General features: G+C 38.3%; 11 protein-coding genes and 1 pseudogene. 8 read left to right on the top strand and 4 right to left on the bottom strand.

Going from position 1 to position 16,526, the window contains the following annotated elements:
* Nucleotides 1-8: 8 nt before the first annotated feature.
* Both NE363_RS09215 and fes read right to left on the bottom strand, forming a co-directional pair.
* A complete protein-coding gene (locus tag NE363_RS09215; protein WP_039253723.1) occupies nt 9-224 on the bottom strand; it encodes an MbtH family protein in 216 nt (71 codons plus the stop codon).
* A 29-nt stretch (nt 225-253) separates the two neighbouring features.
* Entirely contained in the window at nt 254-1,471 is a 1,218-nt protein-coding gene (fes, locus tag NE363_RS09210; protein ID WP_445536341.1) for an enterochelin esterase, read from the bottom strand.
* A gap of 265 nt (nt 1,472-1,736) precedes the next feature.
* On the opposite strand from fes, the gene NE363_RS09205 reads away from it, so the two are divergent.
* The 5 genes and pseudogenes from NE363_RS09205 (at nt 1,737) to NE363_RS09185 (ending at nt 6,342) form a co-directional block, all read left to right on the top strand.
* Nucleotides 1,737-2,507: an SDR family oxidoreductase gene (locus tag NE363_RS09205; protein ID WP_046812794.1), complete on the top strand. Its 771-nt coding sequence runs from the start codon at nt 1,737-1,739 to the stop codon at nt 2,505-2,507.
* A gap of 44 nt (nt 2,508-2,551) precedes the next feature.
* The gene (locus tag NE363_RS09200; RefSeq protein WP_445536340.1) at nt 2,552-3,772 is read left to right on the top strand and encodes an isochorismate synthase; all 1,221 of its coding nucleotides are present in this window, start codon (nt 2,552-2,554) and stop codon (nt 3,770-3,772) included.
* Nucleotides 3,773-3,786: 14 nt separating this feature from the next.
* Nucleotides 3,787-5,451, top strand: a complete 1,665-nt coding sequence (locus NE363_RS09195) for a (2,3-dihydroxybenzoyl)adenylate synthase (protein ID WP_445536339.1) — start codon at nt 3,787-3,789, stop codon at nt 5,449-5,451.
* Between the two features lie 21 nt (nt 5,452-5,472).
* Nucleotides 5,473-6,123 (top strand): annotated as a pseudogene (locus tag NE363_RS09190) (isochorismatase family protein); the annotation flags it as partial.
* An 18-nt stretch (nt 6,124-6,141) separates the two neighbouring features.
* Nucleotides 6,142-6,342 carry a phosphopantetheine-binding protein gene (locus NE363_RS09185; RefSeq protein ID WP_373368118.1) on the top strand — a complete coding sequence of 67 codons (201 nt, stop codon included), beginning with the start codon at nt 6,142-6,144 and terminating at the stop codon, nt 6,340-6,342.
* A gap of 44 nt (nt 6,343-6,386) precedes the next feature.
* Here the strand turns inward: NE363_RS09185 and NE363_RS09180 are convergent, their stop codons facing one another.
* Entirely contained in the window at nt 6,387-9,536 is a 3,150-nt protein-coding gene (locus tag NE363_RS09180; RefSeq protein ID WP_445536338.1) for a multidrug efflux RND transporter permease subunit, read from the bottom strand.
* 217 nt (nt 9,537-9,753) lie between these two features.
* Between NE363_RS09180 and NE363_RS09175 the strand changes: the two genes are divergently transcribed.
* Together NE363_RS09175 and NE363_RS09170 are read left to right on the top strand one after the other, a co-directional pair.
* The gene (locus NE363_RS09175) at nt 9,754-11,715 is read left to right on the top strand and encodes a TonB-dependent receptor plug domain-containing protein (RefSeq protein WP_445536337.1); all 1,962 of its coding nucleotides are present in this window, start codon (nt 9,754-9,756) and stop codon (nt 11,713-11,715) included.
* 139 nt (nt 11,716-11,854) lie between these two features.
* The gene (locus tag NE363_RS09170; RefSeq protein ID WP_004701669.1) at nt 11,855-12,256 is read left to right on the top strand and encodes a transcriptional repressor; all 402 of its coding nucleotides are present in this window, start codon (nt 11,855-11,857) and stop codon (nt 12,254-12,256) included.
* 73 nt (nt 12,257-12,329) lie between these two features.
* Here NE363_RS09170 and NE363_RS09165 read toward each other — a convergent pair whose 3' ends face one another.
* Nucleotides 12,330-14,111 carry a bifunctional metallophosphatase/5'-nucleotidase gene (locus tag NE363_RS09165; RefSeq protein WP_445536336.1) on the bottom strand — a complete coding sequence of 594 codons (1,782 nt, stop codon included), beginning with the start codon at nt 14,109-14,111 and terminating at the stop codon, nt 12,330-12,332.
* Nucleotides 14,112-14,418: 307 nt separating this feature from the next.
* Between NE363_RS09165 and ppk1 the strand changes: the two genes are divergently transcribed.
* Nucleotides 14,419-16,494: a polyphosphate kinase 1 gene (ppk1, locus tag NE363_RS09160; RefSeq protein ID WP_445536335.1), complete on the top strand. Its 2,076-nt coding sequence runs from the start codon at nt 14,419-14,421 to the stop codon at nt 16,492-16,494.
* Nucleotides 16,495-16,526 lie beyond the last annotated feature (32 nt).

Here is a 16,526-nt window from a genome sequence, read left to right as displayed (position 1 = left end):
GTTCTCCATTACGCTTGTTGAAAAGGATTAATGGTTAACCAATGCTTTTCTACATATGCAATACATGAAGCCCGCGTATCTGGTCCATGCTGAATATCCCACCCCGATGGCACCTGATGTTGAGCAGGCCATAAACTGAACTCACCTTGCTGATTTTTTAAAACCTGAAAAGACAAACTTTCGTTATCAAATGGATTGATATAATTTTCCTGTAAGTTGCTCATGATATTGTTATCCTTGATGAAACAAATGGTTATAGTGAAAGAGTTTTTTGCAATCCCTTAAGCAAGTCAGTACGCCAATTCACAGCATCATGTCCGCCCTGAAAAGTCTGAAAACTCACTTGATTGAATGATTGCAATTGTTGATAAAGTTGAAGGGCATCGTCCCGCATATCGGTTTCATACGTGCCGGCACTGATATAAATTTGAGTTGTTTTTGATAATTGATCAGATAAGTTTTGAAGCAGTTCTAAAAAATTACCTTTGTGTTTTCGCCCTAAAATACTGTTTGAAAAATCTGACCACCAATAAGATCCAGACTGTAAAATCAGAGAAGTAAAAATGGTCGGAAACAACAAGGCGCTATGTAAAGCGCATAATCCACCTAAACTTTGGCCACATAACGTAATGTCGGTTTTAGAAATAAATGCATATTCTTTTAAGAGTATTTCAATGAGTTCATCAACCAACGCCTGACTAAATGCATCATGGCAACCATAATCTTGTTGACGTTGTTGACGTTGTTGACGTTGTTGACTATTTAAACTATGAACAAAAACATAAATTGCTGGACGAATCTTATTTGAATCAGTCAAATGTCGAATTTCGGGCAGAATTGAAAGCTCTCGACTCCAGATTTGTCCATCAAGCAAAATAACTAATGGCAGACTTTCTTCTGCTAATTCACCACTAATAAAAATATCAACCAAATAATCCTGTTGGCATAAGCGACTTGACCATTTAAATGTCTTTGTAATTGGGCAATCGCTTATTAAAGATTTTGTGTTCTCGAGTTGAATCTGATTGATATAACGCGCTAAATGTCCTGTATAAACTGCTTGGTGGCTTAAAGGATCAATTTGAGCATTTTGTTTAAGCTGTGTCTGCCACCATAAGCGGCGTGTGGACGCGCAATCTGTTTCTGGCGCTTCTTCACTAGCCGTAACTACAACATAACTACCAGCCCAAGCTAGGGGCAGCACTATTTCAAAAAAATACACATCTGTCCCAGCTATATGGCTAAAACGATTCCACTTTTGATAGATAGAAGGGCTCTGTGAATAGATATCAATATAGACAAAGGTACTTTCTTCAGGCTCAGGACTACGCCAAACAAAGGTACAGAGCGCTTTATTTTTTTGTAGGTTAACTAGTGGACTACCTATTTTTTTAACGATATTCCACCAAACCTCACTCCCAACATTGAGTTGTTGAAATAGGGGATGTAAGGGATGAGAAAATGGCTTCATTTTGAGTCCATCTCGACAAGAAAGCGCGGTAAAATTATCAAAATGATTATCACTAGTAAATGAAAACAATTATCATTATAATCAATAAAGAAATGCTTATTTTTATAATATCAATTAAAAACAATAACTTAATTTAAAATTATGGTTAATAAATAGCTTAATTTAGATTGTAATCATATGTTTGATATTTATTGCACTTGATAATAATGATAATTATTTGCAATTATGTTGCGCAATTTAATATTGCTTCAAACAGGAGTTAAATATGAGCTCTACCATCGTGGTCACAGGTGCTGCAAGAGGTATTGGAGCTGCTATTGCAAAAAAATTATTGCAGCAAGGGTATCAAGTGATTGGTATTGACCAACAGGAAAACCCAGAACAATGGGAAATCATTCAAAAGCTAGAAAACTATGAAATATCACGTTGGCAAGGAATTTCACAAGACATTACACAGCAACAAACTACTCAAAATTTGATTGCGGAGCTTTTGGAAAAGCACAACATTACAGGCTTAGTAAATGCAGCGGGCGTATTAATTATGCGGTCTATGCTTGAAGCAAAAACAGAAGACTGGCAAACACTTTTTGCTGTAAATGTCATGGCACCCATTGCGATTAGTCAACAACTTGCTAAACATTTTTGTGAAAAAAAGCAGGGAAGCATTGTCACGATTAGCTCGAACAGTTCACGTATGCCACGTATACAACTTGGCATGTATGCAACGAGTAAAGCTGCACTGAGCCATTACTGCCGTAATCTTGCACTTGAAATCGCACCTCACCAAGTCAGGCTCAATATTGTTTCACCAGGCTCTACGCTCACTCAAATGCAGCAGCAGCTTTGGACAGATAATTCGCCTCCACCTGCTGTTATTGATGGTGACTTAAACCAGTACCGCACTGGTATTCCACTTAGAAAACTTGCTCAGCCTGAAGATATCGCTAATACCGTTAGCTTTTTACTTTCAGACCAAGCAGCACAAATTACTATGCAAGAAATTGTGGTCGATGGGGGAGCCACATTAGGCGTTTAAATATTAATTCATCACAACAAAATAATTTTATAAGGAGTTGCGAGATGTCGGTACAGCATCCGTATTTTATCCAACGAGAAAATTTTACTGAAAGCAGAATTACACTCGCAAAAGAAGTTTTAAATTGCACTGATAACGCTGGTTTTATATTTACGACTCCTGAATACATCATATCGAGTCATCAAAAACTTAAAGATATTGAGGTTACAAAAGACACTCAGTTAAAAGAGTGGCTAAACGAAGCCCGTCTACAATTACAACAAGCAATTGCAGATGGTTATAGCGATGCCAAGGTTATGGGTGGGTTGCCATTTAGTTCATCGGCAGATGTCAATTTAATGCTGATGCAAGATGCCAAGGTTTACCAGAAAGCTTTATTTTCACAAACTGATATTAATCTTGATGACTTAATATTAAAGCAGGCCGATTATTTACCTTCAGGTGAACACTATCAACAGCAAGTTGAATATTTAGTACAACAAATGCGGGCACAAAAGCTAGATAAAGCAGTACTTGCTCGTATTTTACAACTTGAATTTGAAGACAATCTTCCAATCTCGGATGTATTTTATAACTTGGCCAAGCATAATCCTGAAGGATATAACTATGCAGTCGCAAGACATCCTCAAAGCGAAGGTTGGTTTGTTGGTGCAAGTCCTGAACTTTTAATTGCAAAGCAAAATAATAAAATCTGGAGTAAACCTGTTGCGGGCACATTAGCACGCGATGATGATCCGATTATTGACCAAAATAACGCCAGAGCATTACTTGCTTCACAAAAAGATCAACATGAGCATGCTCTTGTCATCGAAATGATTGCCGATGAACTCACTCCTTTTTGCAAGCAACTGCATGTGCCCAAACAGCCTTCACTTATTCGCACCAAACGTCTTTGGCACTTGGCCTCACACATTACGGGTGAACTTAAGCAAGCCGATACTCATGTTTTTGACTTAATTGAACGTCTACATCCGACACCTGCAATTTGTGGTGAGCCAAGCGCCGTAGCAAAAAATTTGATTCAGCAACTTGAACCATTTAACCGTGAACTATTCGCCGGAACCATGGGGTGGGCCGATGCCGAAGGTAATGGTGAATGGTCGGTGACTGTTCGCTGTGCTCGTATTTATCAAAATATTGCCCGTTTATTTGCCGGTGCAGGAATTGTGGAAGCCTCACGTCCACAAGCTGAACATGCCGAAACCGCTGCAAAGTTTCGTACCGTACTTGATGGCTTCCAGATTTCACCAGACCAATTACCATGATAAGGAATAAATAAATGACAACTAAGAATTATTTAGTTGGCGCTGTGCCATATCCAGCAGAATTTGCTGAGGTTTACCGTAAAAAAGGTTATTGGCTTGGACAAAACTTGAGTGATTTTTTGCGGGAAAGTACTCAAAAGTATGCACAAAATATTGCAGTATATGATGGGGATAAAGCTGTTAGTTATGAAGAATTTGATAGCTTAGTTGACTGTTGTGCAAGCCATTTATATCAACATGGTTTACGTGCGGGTGATAAAGCCGTCGTACAAATGCCAAACCGCTATCAGTTTTATGTTCTATTTTTCGCACTGATTCGATTAGGTGCTTTACCTATCATGTCTTTGCCTGCCCATCGATATGCTGAACTCAGTAGCTTTTTTAAACAAACGCAAGCAAAAGCTTATTTCTGTGCAGATTTTGGTGCACAAAAATTTGATTATCGAGAACTTGCCGAAAAGCTTCAGCAAACTGCAGCTTGCTTAGAGTATGTATTTGTACTTGGAGATGCTGGTAATTTTGTCGCTATCGAAAACCTATTAAAAGAAACAGAAATTCTAGCGGAAGCAATCTCGCCAACTACAGCAAATCAAGTGGCTTTTTTACAGCTTTCGGGGGGTAGCACAGGTGTTCCAAAACTGATTCCACGTACTCATGATGATTATCTCTACAGTGTGCGTGAAAGTGCCAAAATTTGCGAACTCAATCAGATTTCACGTTTATTGATGGTTTTACCTGCGGCACATAACTTTTCAATGAGCTCGGCTGGTTCTTTAGGCATTTTTTATGCTGGTGGCGCAGTGGTTTTAGGTACAGATCCAAGTCCGGAAACTGCATTTCCACTTATTAAAAAACATGGTGTGACAGATGCTTGTTTAGTTCCTGCATTGGTTCGACCGTGGATGGACAAAGCAGCCAAAGATCAAGATCCAATATTATCGACTCTACGTTGTTTACAAGTCGGAGGAGCGCGTTTACCGGATGCTGTTGCCTTACGTTTAATTGATGAGTTTAAGGTTAATTTGCAACAAGTCTTTGGAATGGCTGAAGGGCTGGTGAATTACACCCGTTTTGGTATGTCAAAAGAGCAAATTATTCATACTCAAGGTTTAAAAATATCACAAGATGATGAAATTTTGGTATTGGATGATCATGACCAACCCGTAGACGCTGGAGAGGTAGGGCATTTACTCACTCGTGGTCCTTATACCATTCGCGGCTATTACCAAGCACCAGAGCACAACGCTCGTTCTTTTACACCAGATGGTTTTTATCGTACAGGCGACCTAGTTCGTATTCGTGAAGATGGCTGCATTGTTGTAGAAGGGCGTTCAAAAGAACAAATCAATCGTGCTGGTGAAAAAATTGCGACTGAAGAAGTGGAGCAAGCTTTATTAACTCATCCACAAATTCGCCTTGCAGCGCTGGTTGCTATGCCTGATGAGATGATGGGTGAAAAAAGCTGTGCCTTTATTGCATGGCAATCACAAACCGATGATCCAAGCCCAATTCGCCTTGCGATGTCAGTTCGTCAACATCTGAAAGACTATGGGCTTGCTACCTACAAAATTCCCGATCGTGTCGAATTTATCGAACAGTTTCCATATACAGCCTTTGGAAAAATTGACAAAAAAACACTACGTCAACAACTTGAAACTAAAACCAATGTTCTTGCTTAAAGATAAAAAAGGAAAAATTTGATGAGTATTCCCAAAATTACCAGTTATAGCATGCCTAAAGCCCACGAATTTACAGCGAATAAAACACATTGGCAGTTGCATACCAATCGCGCCGTATTATTGGTCCATGACATGCAGCAGTATTTTTTAGATTTTTATGATCAAACTCAAGCGCCTATTCCAGAGCTCATTAAAAATACCAAAGAACTGATTGAAACTGCGCGTAAGTTTAATATCCCTGTCGTCTATACTGCACAGCCCGGTAACCAGACACCTGAACATCGCCAGTTATTAACTGATTTTTGGGGAACTGGTCTAAAAGATGATCCGTATATTACTCAAATTTTGCCGGAAATATCACCTCAGAAAAATGATACCGTTTTAACAAAATGGCGTTATAGCGCATTTAAGTTTTCACCACTTGAACAACTCATGCGCGAGTCAGGTCGTGATCAACTTATTATTTGTGGTGTTTATGCCCATATTGGCTGCCTCATGAGTGCCGCAGAAGCATTTATGCTCAACATACAACCATTTTTATGTGGTGATGCACTCGCTGACTTTAGCCGTGAAGAACACGACATGGCATTAAAATATGCAAGTACACGTTGTGCTCAAGTCATGACAACTCAACAAGTGACTCGCACTTGGACACTTGAACAAGCAGCCTCGCCATTAACCCAAGCAGGGATTGTTCAAGCGGTAAGTGAGCAACTACAGATTCCAGCTTCAGACATTCAGTTAAATGATGATTTACTTATGCTTGGGCTTGATTCAGTTCGTTTAATGACTTTGGTGGGCAAATGGCAGGCTTATGGTGCTCAAGTGAGCTTTGAAGATTTAGCGGAACAACCTACATTAGAAGTATGGATTGAGAAACTAGTCGCTTAAAATTAAATAATAAAAAAGCAGATCATTGATCTGCTTTTTTTGTTCTATAAAGAGGAATGATCTTTTCTATATTTAGATACACGTCTAAACAAAACCCGTCTAAGCGACCATTGTAACGTCGGTAAACTATGTACCAAGACAAAGAAAAACACCGTAAATACAGGGACTAGTACGGTTCCAATAACCACACTACCAAATACACTCATACCAATTTCATGGCGACTCACTGCACCAGCACCTGTGGCAACAACAAGGGGAATAACACCCGCACCAAAAGCCAGCGAGGTCATTAAAATTGGACGTAAGCGTAGAGCTAAAGCCTCACATGCCGCAGTAACATAGCCTTTACCTTGTTTTATGGCTTTAGTTGCGAACTCCACAATTAAAATCGCGTTTTTACAAGACAAACCAATACCCGTTAGTAACGCGATTTGAAAATATACATCGTTTGGTAAGTTAAAAATTTGAGCAAATACAATAGTTCCAGTAATTCCTAGCGGAAGTCCTAGTAAAATAATAAAAGGTACTTTCCAGCTTTCATATAAAGCGGCTAAACATAAGAAAATAAATAAAATAGAGATAATGTATAAGAATAAGGCTTGCTGACTCGATTGCTGCTCTTGTAAAGAGAGGCCACTCCATGCGACATCTACACCAGACTGTTTACTCACCATATCACTTAACTGTTGCATTGCCTGACCTGAGCTAAAGCCAGAACTAACACTTGCTTCAAGTTGTATTGCAGCAAGTCCCATAAATCTTGTTAGTGTTTCTGGACCACCAGTCCACTCACTTTGTCCAAAATGCGCAAGAGAAAGCATTCCACCTGTATTATTACGGACATGCCAATAAGCTAAATCTTCAGGTTTAGAGCGAAATTCAGCATCACCTTGCATAATGATTCGTTTAATTTTGCCTCTTTCAACAAAATCACCCACATAGTTTCCACCCCAAGCAGTCGATAAAGTTGAACGAATCGCTTGTTGATCAATCCCTAATATCTTGGCTTTATTCTGATCGAGTTGAATAAAAACTTCAGCCTTATTTTCATCTACAAGCGGACTTAAATTTTCAAACGCAGGATAATTGTGAGATTCTTTTTCTAAAGCTTTATATTGTTTAATGAGTTCATTGCGTCCTTGACCATTTACATCTCTGAGCCAAAGTTCTAGGGCATCAGATTGGCCCAAACCAGAAACACTTGCAGGCATACCCACCATAACTTTGGCTGGTAAGTTTTTTTGCAAGTAATTTTGCGCACGCTCACGTATAGCACTTGCAGTATTAGCTTCACCTTTACGTTCATTCCAATGTTTTAAGGAAACAAACGCCATGCCTAAATTTGGACCACTTCCTGAAAAGTTTTGTCCATTGACTACAAGAACAGTATTAATATTTTTAGCTTCATGTTCAAAGAAATAGTTATTAACCAGTTTACCTACTTCTTGTGTTTGGCTCATAGACGCACTGTTATGCAAACTATAAGGCACAGCTAATAAACCCTGATCTTCATTGGGAATAAAGCTCGTCGGTAAACTACGATAAATCACAATTAAAACAGCAGCTAAAGCTAACACCATAAGACATGAAAGTGCTTTAAATTTGATTAAACTTGTTGCTAAAAAACTAAAACCAACTTTAACTTTTTCAAGCAAAGTCTCAAGTTTTTGTCCCCATTTAGGTTGTTTAGTTTGTTTTTTTAGTAAGACAGCACACAAAGCTGGCGTAATAAACATGGCTACCAATAAAGATAACAACATCGCAGCCGCTAGGGTGATTGAAAACTGGCGGTAAATCATACCCGTTGAACCACTAAAAAAAGCCATCGGGATAAATACGGCGGTTAGTACCAAGGTAATACCCATCAATGCACCGCTAATTTCTTGCATCGATGCTAAACATGCATCCCGAACACTTAATTGTTGCTCATGCATAAGCCGTTCAACATTTTCAACCACGACAATCGTGTCATCGACCAATAATCCGATTGCTAAAACCAGTGCAAACAGGGTAAGTGTATTAATACTCATTCCAGATAAATACAACACAACAAAGGTACCGCAAATCACAATAGGTACAGTAATGGTTGGAATAAGTGTAGCGCGCCAATTTTGTAAAAAGAGATACATGACAATGACGACCAACACCACAGCTTCAAGCAGAGTAATGATGACTTGTTTAATCGACTCTTCAATAAATGGTGTATTGTCACGTGGATAAACAATTTTATATCCAGCAGGTAGATGCTGCTTGAGCTGTTCAATTTTTGCTTTAATTAGACCAGAGGTTTCAATGGCATTCGCATCAGGACTGAGTGAAATGCCTAAACCAGCAGAAGGATAGCCATTTAGCGTATTAATACTTTCATAGTTTTCGGCACCTAATTCAACTCTCGCTACATCTTTTAAATAAACCAGACTGCCATCTACATTCGCTTTAACCACAACCGATTTAAAATCGTTGACTGTTTTTAGCCGAGAACCTGCAGTGACTTTGGCATAAATATTCTGGTCAGAAGCCGAAGGCATGGCACCAATCGAACCTGCAGCAATTTGGGTATTGTAGTCTTCAAGTGCCTGTTCAATATCACTCGGCATAAGTTGATAATTTCTAAGCTGATTTGGATTTAACCAAATACGCATGGCATAACTTGAACCAAATACATCCACCTCACCAATTCCTTGCAATTGTGAGAGTGGTTGTTCAAAGTGATTGACCATATAGTCCGATAATTCGATATTGCTGGCTTTACCTGTCTCATCGTATAGACCCACAATTAACAGCATATCACCTGTGGTTTTCCAAATATTTACCCCTTGCCGTTGTACTTGCTCGGGGAGACGGTTTAATGCACTGTTAATGCGGTTTTGTACTTGTAGTTGTGCCTTATCAATATCTGTACCAATTTTAAAATGAATATCAATACTGGCCGTTCCTGAAGATTCACTATTTGATGTGAAATAGAGTAAGTTATCCAGTCCTTTGATTTGTTGTTCTAAAATCTGAGTTACGCTTTCTTCAACAGTTTCAGCAGACGCACCTCGGTAATTAGCAACCACTGTGACACTTGGAGGAGCTAAGTTTGGATAACGCTCAACGGGCATTGCACGAATAGAAAAAAAACCAAAAATAAGAATAGTGATGGCAAGGACAGATACAAAAATAGGGTGATAAATAAAAAATCGAGAGAGCATTGTTATGTCTACTTTAAGCTTGTTTTCAATAGGTTTTTAGGCACACCAAATTGCAATATTAACTTTTTTAAATCAAATTAACAATAATGATTATCATTATATAAATAATAATTACTTTTATCTTGAACAATAAAAGTCATGAGGCTATCATGCTCGGCACATCATAAATGATAACAATTATCATATGGTAATCGTTATAAAATATAAGGACCGAGAAATGACATTAACGAAAAAGGCGCTGGTGGTCGCTCTCTCAACACTGCTTCCATTCGCAGTCCAAGCAAATACAGATATTGAGCAACAGGGTACAAATGAACCTGTTCAAAAACTTAAAACTATTGTGGTTTCTGCTGCTTTAAAAGAACAAGATGTAGATAAAGCACCCGCATCGATTAGTGTCATCACAAGTGAAGATATTGAACGTAGTGCAGCACTGAGCCTTGCAGACGTTTTACAAAAACAAGCAGGGGTTTATAACTATAACAGTGGACAGGACAAAATTATTATCCGAGGGATGCAAGATACGTCTGGTAGTTATACTTTAATTCTAATCAATGGAAAAAGAACATCTTCTCTGGGAGCAATGTGGCGAGGTAATGATTTTGACTGGAGCGCAATTCCTTTAAATAGCATTGAGCGTGTTGAAGTGATTCGTGGGCCTATGTCATCACTCTATGGCGCAGATGCGATGGGCGGTGTCATTAACATCATTACTAAAAAAGCAGAAGATGGACAATTACATGGTTCTATTTTTGGTCAATATAACCGAGCAGACCGAGGCGATGGTAAAAACCAGTACCGTTATGGATTTAACCTATATGGTGGTTTAACCGATAATTTAAGTTTCACTCTGGCAGGTGATGCCTATAACCGTGATGCGTGGTATAGAAAAGGCAAACCAGATCCGGACGGTGCATATTTTGTAGAAAAAGACACCAAGAATGTAAATGGTACTTTAAGCTGGAATATTAATGATCAGCAAACTCTAGATTTAGATTTGGGTTATAACAACGATAAACGCCCGCTGACGCAAGATGCAGCTACATCTATTCAAGAATCTGAAATGAAGCGAACCAATGTAGGCATTGCTCACCGTGGTAAATGGGCTTGGGGTAAAACAGAAGCTTATATTGGTAAAGAAACAGCTAAAATCTATGACTATGACAGTGAGTACGATGCGCCGCAAAGCCGTCACTATAAACAAGAAAATTTAATTGGCCGTGCTTTTGCCAACTTTGACTGGCTCATGAATAATACGACCAGTGGTTTTGATTATAAAGATCAGAAAATTACAGATGTCGTAAGTTATATCGGCACAGGGAAAAACCAGCAAAAAAGTTATGGCATTTTTGTGCAAAACGATACCCATATTAATGATGCACTTACCTTAACATTAGGTGGTCGTTACGACGATTTTGATGACTTTGATGGTAAAACGACGGGTAAAGCCTATTTAGCATATCAACTCGCTGAAGGAGTCATACTTAAAGGTGGTGTGGGACAAGCTTATAAGGTACCAGCACCTGCTCAGCTAGATATTAACTACTCGATGATTTCATGTGGAGGTAGTTGCCACATTCGAGGTAATCCAAACCTAGCGCCAGAAGAAAGTACAAACTATGAAGCATCCTTAATTGTGACACGTCCAAACTGGAATGCTGGCGTTACAGTTTTCCAAAACGATGTGAAGAACTTGATTGAAGCCATTACCTTGAGTAATGGGGACCCGCGTTTAGTAGGTGATTTTAGAAAAATCTGGACCAATGTCAGTCGTGCAGAACTCAAAGGTGTTGAGCTTACAGGTGGATATGATTTCACTGACAATTTAGGTGTTAAGGCAAACGCAACTTATCTGGATGCGAAAAACAAAACTACAGGTAAAGACTTAACTGAACGACCAGAATGGCTTGCCAATGGCTCTATTTCTTGGGCACCAGTTCAAGACTTTCGTGTAAATGCAGGCGTGAGTTATGTAGGCAAACAAATGTACTCTGCAACTAAGGAGTTACCAGCTTATACGACCTATGACCTTACGTTTACCTCGCCAATTTCGCCACGTTTAACACTGGACTACGGTGTAAAAAACTTGACCGATGTTGACTTGGAAGATAAAAACAAAACTTTTAATACCAAACTTTATGGCCGCAATTACTTTGTGAAAGCGACTTATAGTTTCTAAGTTAAATCTAGGCTCAAAGCTTATTCATAGGGGAATAGGCTTTGAGCTTTTTAGTGAGTAAATATCCATAATTTTCAGGTAAATATAGACAAAATAATTTTAAAACTTTCTATATTTCTAAACTTTAAGGTTAATTAACATGACGACAATATCAAAATCATTATTAAATGGACTACCGATAAAAAAATCGAGAATACAGGTTTTTGAAATTTTAAATCAGAACCCACATGGCTTAAGTGCGGATAGCATTTATGCACAAATTAAAAATGAATATAAAATTACACTAGGCACCATTTACCGAATTTTATCTGAGTTTGAAAATCGCAAACTCGTTAAAAGAGTGTTTCTGGGAAAAAGTAAAAGTATTTATAAACTCAGAAAAGATAAAATGAGTTGTAACCTGATTTGCCTAAAAACTGCTGAAACCTCAAGTTTTGAGCATGAAAAAGTGAAGGAACTATTGCATGAAGTTATGGATATTATTTTTGCAAATACTGGAGCAGACATCAGCAGTGTAGAACTTAATCTCTATACTGAATAAAAGCGCTTTTAGCTTTTCATATAAAAAAATAAAGGACAGCTTCGTACTGTCCTTTATACGTCATTAAATGAAATTATTTGATGACTTTAATTCGAGTTGTAGCCGGAATAATGAGTGGTGAATTTTTAGCAACATAGCTTTCAAAGGCATCAATATCTTGACCACCACCAACACGGTTCTGACCATCTTTTAACACAGTAAAGTTGTCACCACCATCTGCCAAGAAGCTATTGACTGTTACGCGATACACCTTGATGTCAACTAATGGAGAGCCTGCCACCATAATATTGCTTGCTCTCGGTGAAATAGTTGTATTTGCCGAATATTGATAACTTAACTCTTTAGATGGCTGTAAAATTTTAGGTGAACTTGCATTTCCACCAGACCATTGTTGCTCAAGGACATCTCGAATTTGTTTACCGGTTAAACTCAGCGTCACAATCGAATTACCAAAAGGCTGAACAGCAAAAATATCACCAAAGGTAATTTGGTTACTGCTGTTAATCAGTAGATCGGCACGTACACCACCTGGGTTCATGAGTGTAAAGTCTGAACCTTGGTCGCTTGCTTTAAGAGCAGAGGCTTGTTGTGCATCAGCAATCATATCGCCTAGCGGACTTTCACCACTTTCAGCCTGTGTACGACTCACGACGGCCGTTGAAGTTCCAACCACGCGTCCAGAAATGGTCGTTACTGCCTGACGGTATTTGTCTAAAATCGCTTCGATACTTGGTGTCTTACTAAATTTTTGATAAAGATCTGTAAGGCTTACAGTGGTTGTACCTGAAGTATAGGCCTCACTTTGAACCGGAACTTGTTTAGCATCTTTTTTAATAATGTCACCAGTTTTACCATCTAGCTCAATCTTAATATCGGTAATCAGCGTGCCATATTGGCCAGCGGAAGTCAGTAAGAACGGTTTAGCCGGATTTTTAGTTGCATAGTCACAAATATAAGATTGATGCGTGTGACCTGAAACAACAATATCAACTGCTGGATTTAAGCGATCTAAAATACCTAAAATAGGTCCACTTAAACCATCACATGTTTTTTGATTAAGCTTAGTACTTGGTGCTGCACCTTCATGGACTACCACCACAAAAGCCTGAATTCCTTGTTTTTGTAGTTCAGGAATGAGGGCATTTACCGTATCGGCCTCATCACGAAACTCAACGTCTTTTATACCAGCTGCAGATACAATGCTTGGAGTTGCTTTAAGTGTTAAACCAATAAATGCAACTGGAATTCCGCCATAAGTTTTGACTTTATAAGCTGGAAAAATTGTTTTGCTTGCATCGTTTTTCATTGCAACGTTGGCGGCAAGGAAGTTAAATTTTGCACCACTAAAGTTTTTATTAATTTGGCAGGGTGCTGTACTTGTGTATTGTTGACAGCCACCATTTTGCAAACGACGTAACTCATCTGTACCGCGGTCAAATTCATGGTTACCCACAGCATTAAAGTCAATTTGAATATCATTCATGACATCAATCGTAGGTTCATCTAAAAACAACGAAGAAGTGAGTGGGGAAGCGCTAATTAAGTCACCCGCTGAAACAACAGCATTATTAGGGTTTTGAGCTCTAAGTTTCTTAATTGCGTCTGCGAAGTAACTCACACCCCCAACTGGAATACGTACTGTCTGAGATGCATCATTTGGGTTAGTTGCATCAACATAGCGTTTAGGTGGTTCTAAATTTCCATGAAAGTCGTTAAAAGCTAAAATATCGACCGTCTGGTTACTTCGGGGTGCAGATGTATTTGAATCACTGTCATTGTTATCATTACAACCAGCTAATAAAGCCATTGCCAGACATAAAGATGTTGTCTTAAATAATATATTTAAAGTCGTCATTTTTTATCAATTGGTGAATTAAGATGCATAAAAAATACGCATACTATATGAATATTTAATGAAAACTAAATCTTTATCAAAATCAGATGATCTTTAAAAAATTAATGCTAAGATGATAATAGATACCCATAAACGTAAGGAAACAAGCAAAAGGTTAAAATAGATCGTAATTTTTAAGGTTTTCATAAAAAATTCATGAATTTGCAATAAAATAGTTACAAAATGTCCGGTGAATAAAATCGGTTATACATTATTAAATTAATCTTTTTTATTCATGTACAATTTTTATCAATTATAAGAGTCAAGAATGACATCATTACCTACATTATCTAGCCCAAACCAGCATAATTTAGAAACGTATATTAATAGAGAACTCTCTTTATTAGAGTTTCATAAGCGAGTGCTTGCTCAGGCCAAAGATATTGAACATCCATTACTTGAACGTTTAAATTTTTTAATCATTTTTTCGCGCAATCTGGATGAGTTTTTCGAAATCCGTGTGGCAAGTTTAATCCAGAAAATTAGCTTAATGAGTCAAGCAACTGGGCCAGAAGGCTTGCCATTAGCAGAAGTATTAAAACAAATTTCGAAAAATGCGCATGAAGCCGTTGAAGAACAATATAACATTTTAAATTATACCTTGTTGCCACAGCTACAAGGCTATGGCGTTCATTTTATTCAGCATGGCGATATATTAGAAAAGCATAAAGACTGGATTAAAGAATACTTTTTCAAAGAAGTACAACCTGTCGTTACTCCAATTAGTTTAGACCCAGCACATCCATTTCCACGGTTAGTTAATAAAAGTCTTAATTTTATTGTGACTTTGGAAGGCAAAGACGCTTTCGGACGACAAATTGATTTAGCTATTGTGCCGGCACCACGCTCTTTACCAAGACTGGTTAAAATTCCCGAACATATTTCTGGTGGTGCAGAACATTACATTTTGCTCTCGGCTATTATTCATCAGCACATTTCAGATTTATTTCCGGGCATGAAAGCCACAGGTTGTCATCAATTTCGTGTTACTCGAAATGCCGATTTAACCGTATCAGAAGATGTAGAAGACTTGGCCGTGGCTTTAAAAGGTGAGTTATCTTCACGCCGTTTTGGTCAAGCGGTTCGTTTGGAAGTTGCAAAAAAATGTCCTGAAGAAATTGCAAACTATTTATTAGAGCAATTTGATTTAGATGCTGAACATCTTTATTACGTCGATGGTCCCGTCAACCTAGCCCGTTTTATTTCAAACTTTGATTTGCCAGATTTACGCTATAAACCGTATCAACAAGTTTTACCAAAACTCCTCTATAGCAAAAAGCCAATTTTTGATGTGTTAAAAGCAGGGGATGTTTTACTTCATCATCCGTTTGACTCATTTGCACCTGTCATCAAGTTTCTTCGGGAAGCTGCCCAAGATCCAAATGTCTTGGCAATTAAACAAACCTTATACCGTAGTGGAGCGAACTCGGAAATCATTCAACTTCTTGCAGAAGCTGCACGTAATGGAAAAGAAGTTACTGCGGTCATTGAGTTACGGGCACGTTTTGACGAAGAGTCCAATATTGAAGTAGCTAACGTATTGCAAGAAGCAGGTGCAGTTGTGGTTTACGGCATTGTTGGTTATAAAACTCACGCTAAAATGATTTTAGTTGTTCGCCGTGAACAAGACAAAATGAAAAGATATGTCCACTTAGGTACAGGCAACTACCATGCGGTGAATGCCAAAATTTATACCGATTTTGGCCTACTTACCAGTGATGCTGAAATTTGTGAAGACGTGCATAAGATTTTCCAAGAACTTACTGGTATGGGAAAAATGGCAAAGCTTAAAAAACTTTTTCATGCACCATTTACCTTGCACTCTCAATTGCTAGAGCTTATTGAGCAGGAAATTAAAAATAGTCTTGCTGGCAAGAAGGCACATATCATCATTAAAGTGAATGCGCTTACTGAACCACAGCTCATCAGCGCGCTTTATAAAGCCTCTCAAGCAGGTGTACAAATTGATTTAATTATTCGTTCCATTTGCTGTTTAAGACCACAAGTTACAGGACTGTCAGATAATATTCGGGTACGTTCAATTGTTGGCCGTTATTTAGAACATACTCGGGTTTACTATTTTTATAATGATGGCGATACAAAAGTGTTTTGCGCTAGTGCAGACTGGATGGAACGTAATTTGTTCTCTCGTATCGAAACTTGTTTCCCAATCGAAAGTAAAAAATTAAAGAAACAAGTGATTGAAGATGGACTAAACAATTATCTAAAAGACAATCGTCAAGCGTGGGAATTACAAGCCGATGGAACTTGGGTGCAATGTCAGCCTAAAGAAGGGCAAGAGCTTTATATTGCGCAGCAACACTTAATGAACTTAGCCGTGTAAAACATCTGCCATAGCAGAATATTCATTTGCTA

Source organism: Acinetobacter sp. G18, assembly GCF_052660225.1.
Note: the sequence above shows the minus strand (reverse complement) of the source record. Positions and strands in the feature narration are given on the sequence as shown.

Excerpts from the sequence above, each read along its gene's own strand:
- NE363_RS09175 (WP_445536337.1), top strand. The coding sequence starts at position 9,754 with ATGACATTAACGAAAAAGGCGCTGGTGGTCGCTCTCTCAACACTGCTT.
- NE363_RS09195 (WP_445536339.1), top strand. The coding sequence starts at position 3,787 with ATGACAACTAAGAATTATTTAGTTGGCGCTGTGCCATATCCAGCAGAA.
- NE363_RS09200 (WP_445536340.1), top strand. The coding sequence starts at position 2,552 with ATGTCGGTACAGCATCCGTATTTTATCCAACGAGAAAATTTTACTGAA.
- NE363_RS09205 (WP_046812794.1), top strand. The coding sequence starts at position 1,737 with ATGAGCTCTACCATCGTGGTCACAGGTGCTGCAAGAGGTATTGGAGCT.
- ppk1 (WP_445536335.1), top strand. The coding sequence starts at position 14,419 with ATGACATCATTACCTACATTATCTAGCCCAAACCAGCATAATTTAGAA.
- NE363_RS09180 (WP_445536338.1), bottom strand. The coding sequence starts at position 9,536 with ATGCTCTCTCGATTTTTTATTTATCACCCTATTTTTGTATCTGTCCTT.
- NE363_RS09215 (WP_039253723.1), bottom strand. The coding sequence starts at position 224 with ATGAGCAACTTACAGGAAAATTATATCAATCCATTTGATAACGAAAGT.
- fes (WP_445536341.1), bottom strand. The coding sequence starts at position 1,471 with ATGAAGCCATTTTCTCATCCCTTACATCCCCTATTTCAACAACTCAAT.
- NE363_RS09165 (WP_445536336.1), bottom strand. The coding sequence starts at position 14,111 with ATGACGACTTTAAATATATTATTTAAGACAACATCTTTATGTCTGGCA.
- NE363_RS09170 (WP_004701669.1), top strand. The coding sequence starts at position 11,855 with ATGACGACAATATCAAAATCATTATTAAATGGACTACCGATAAAAAAA.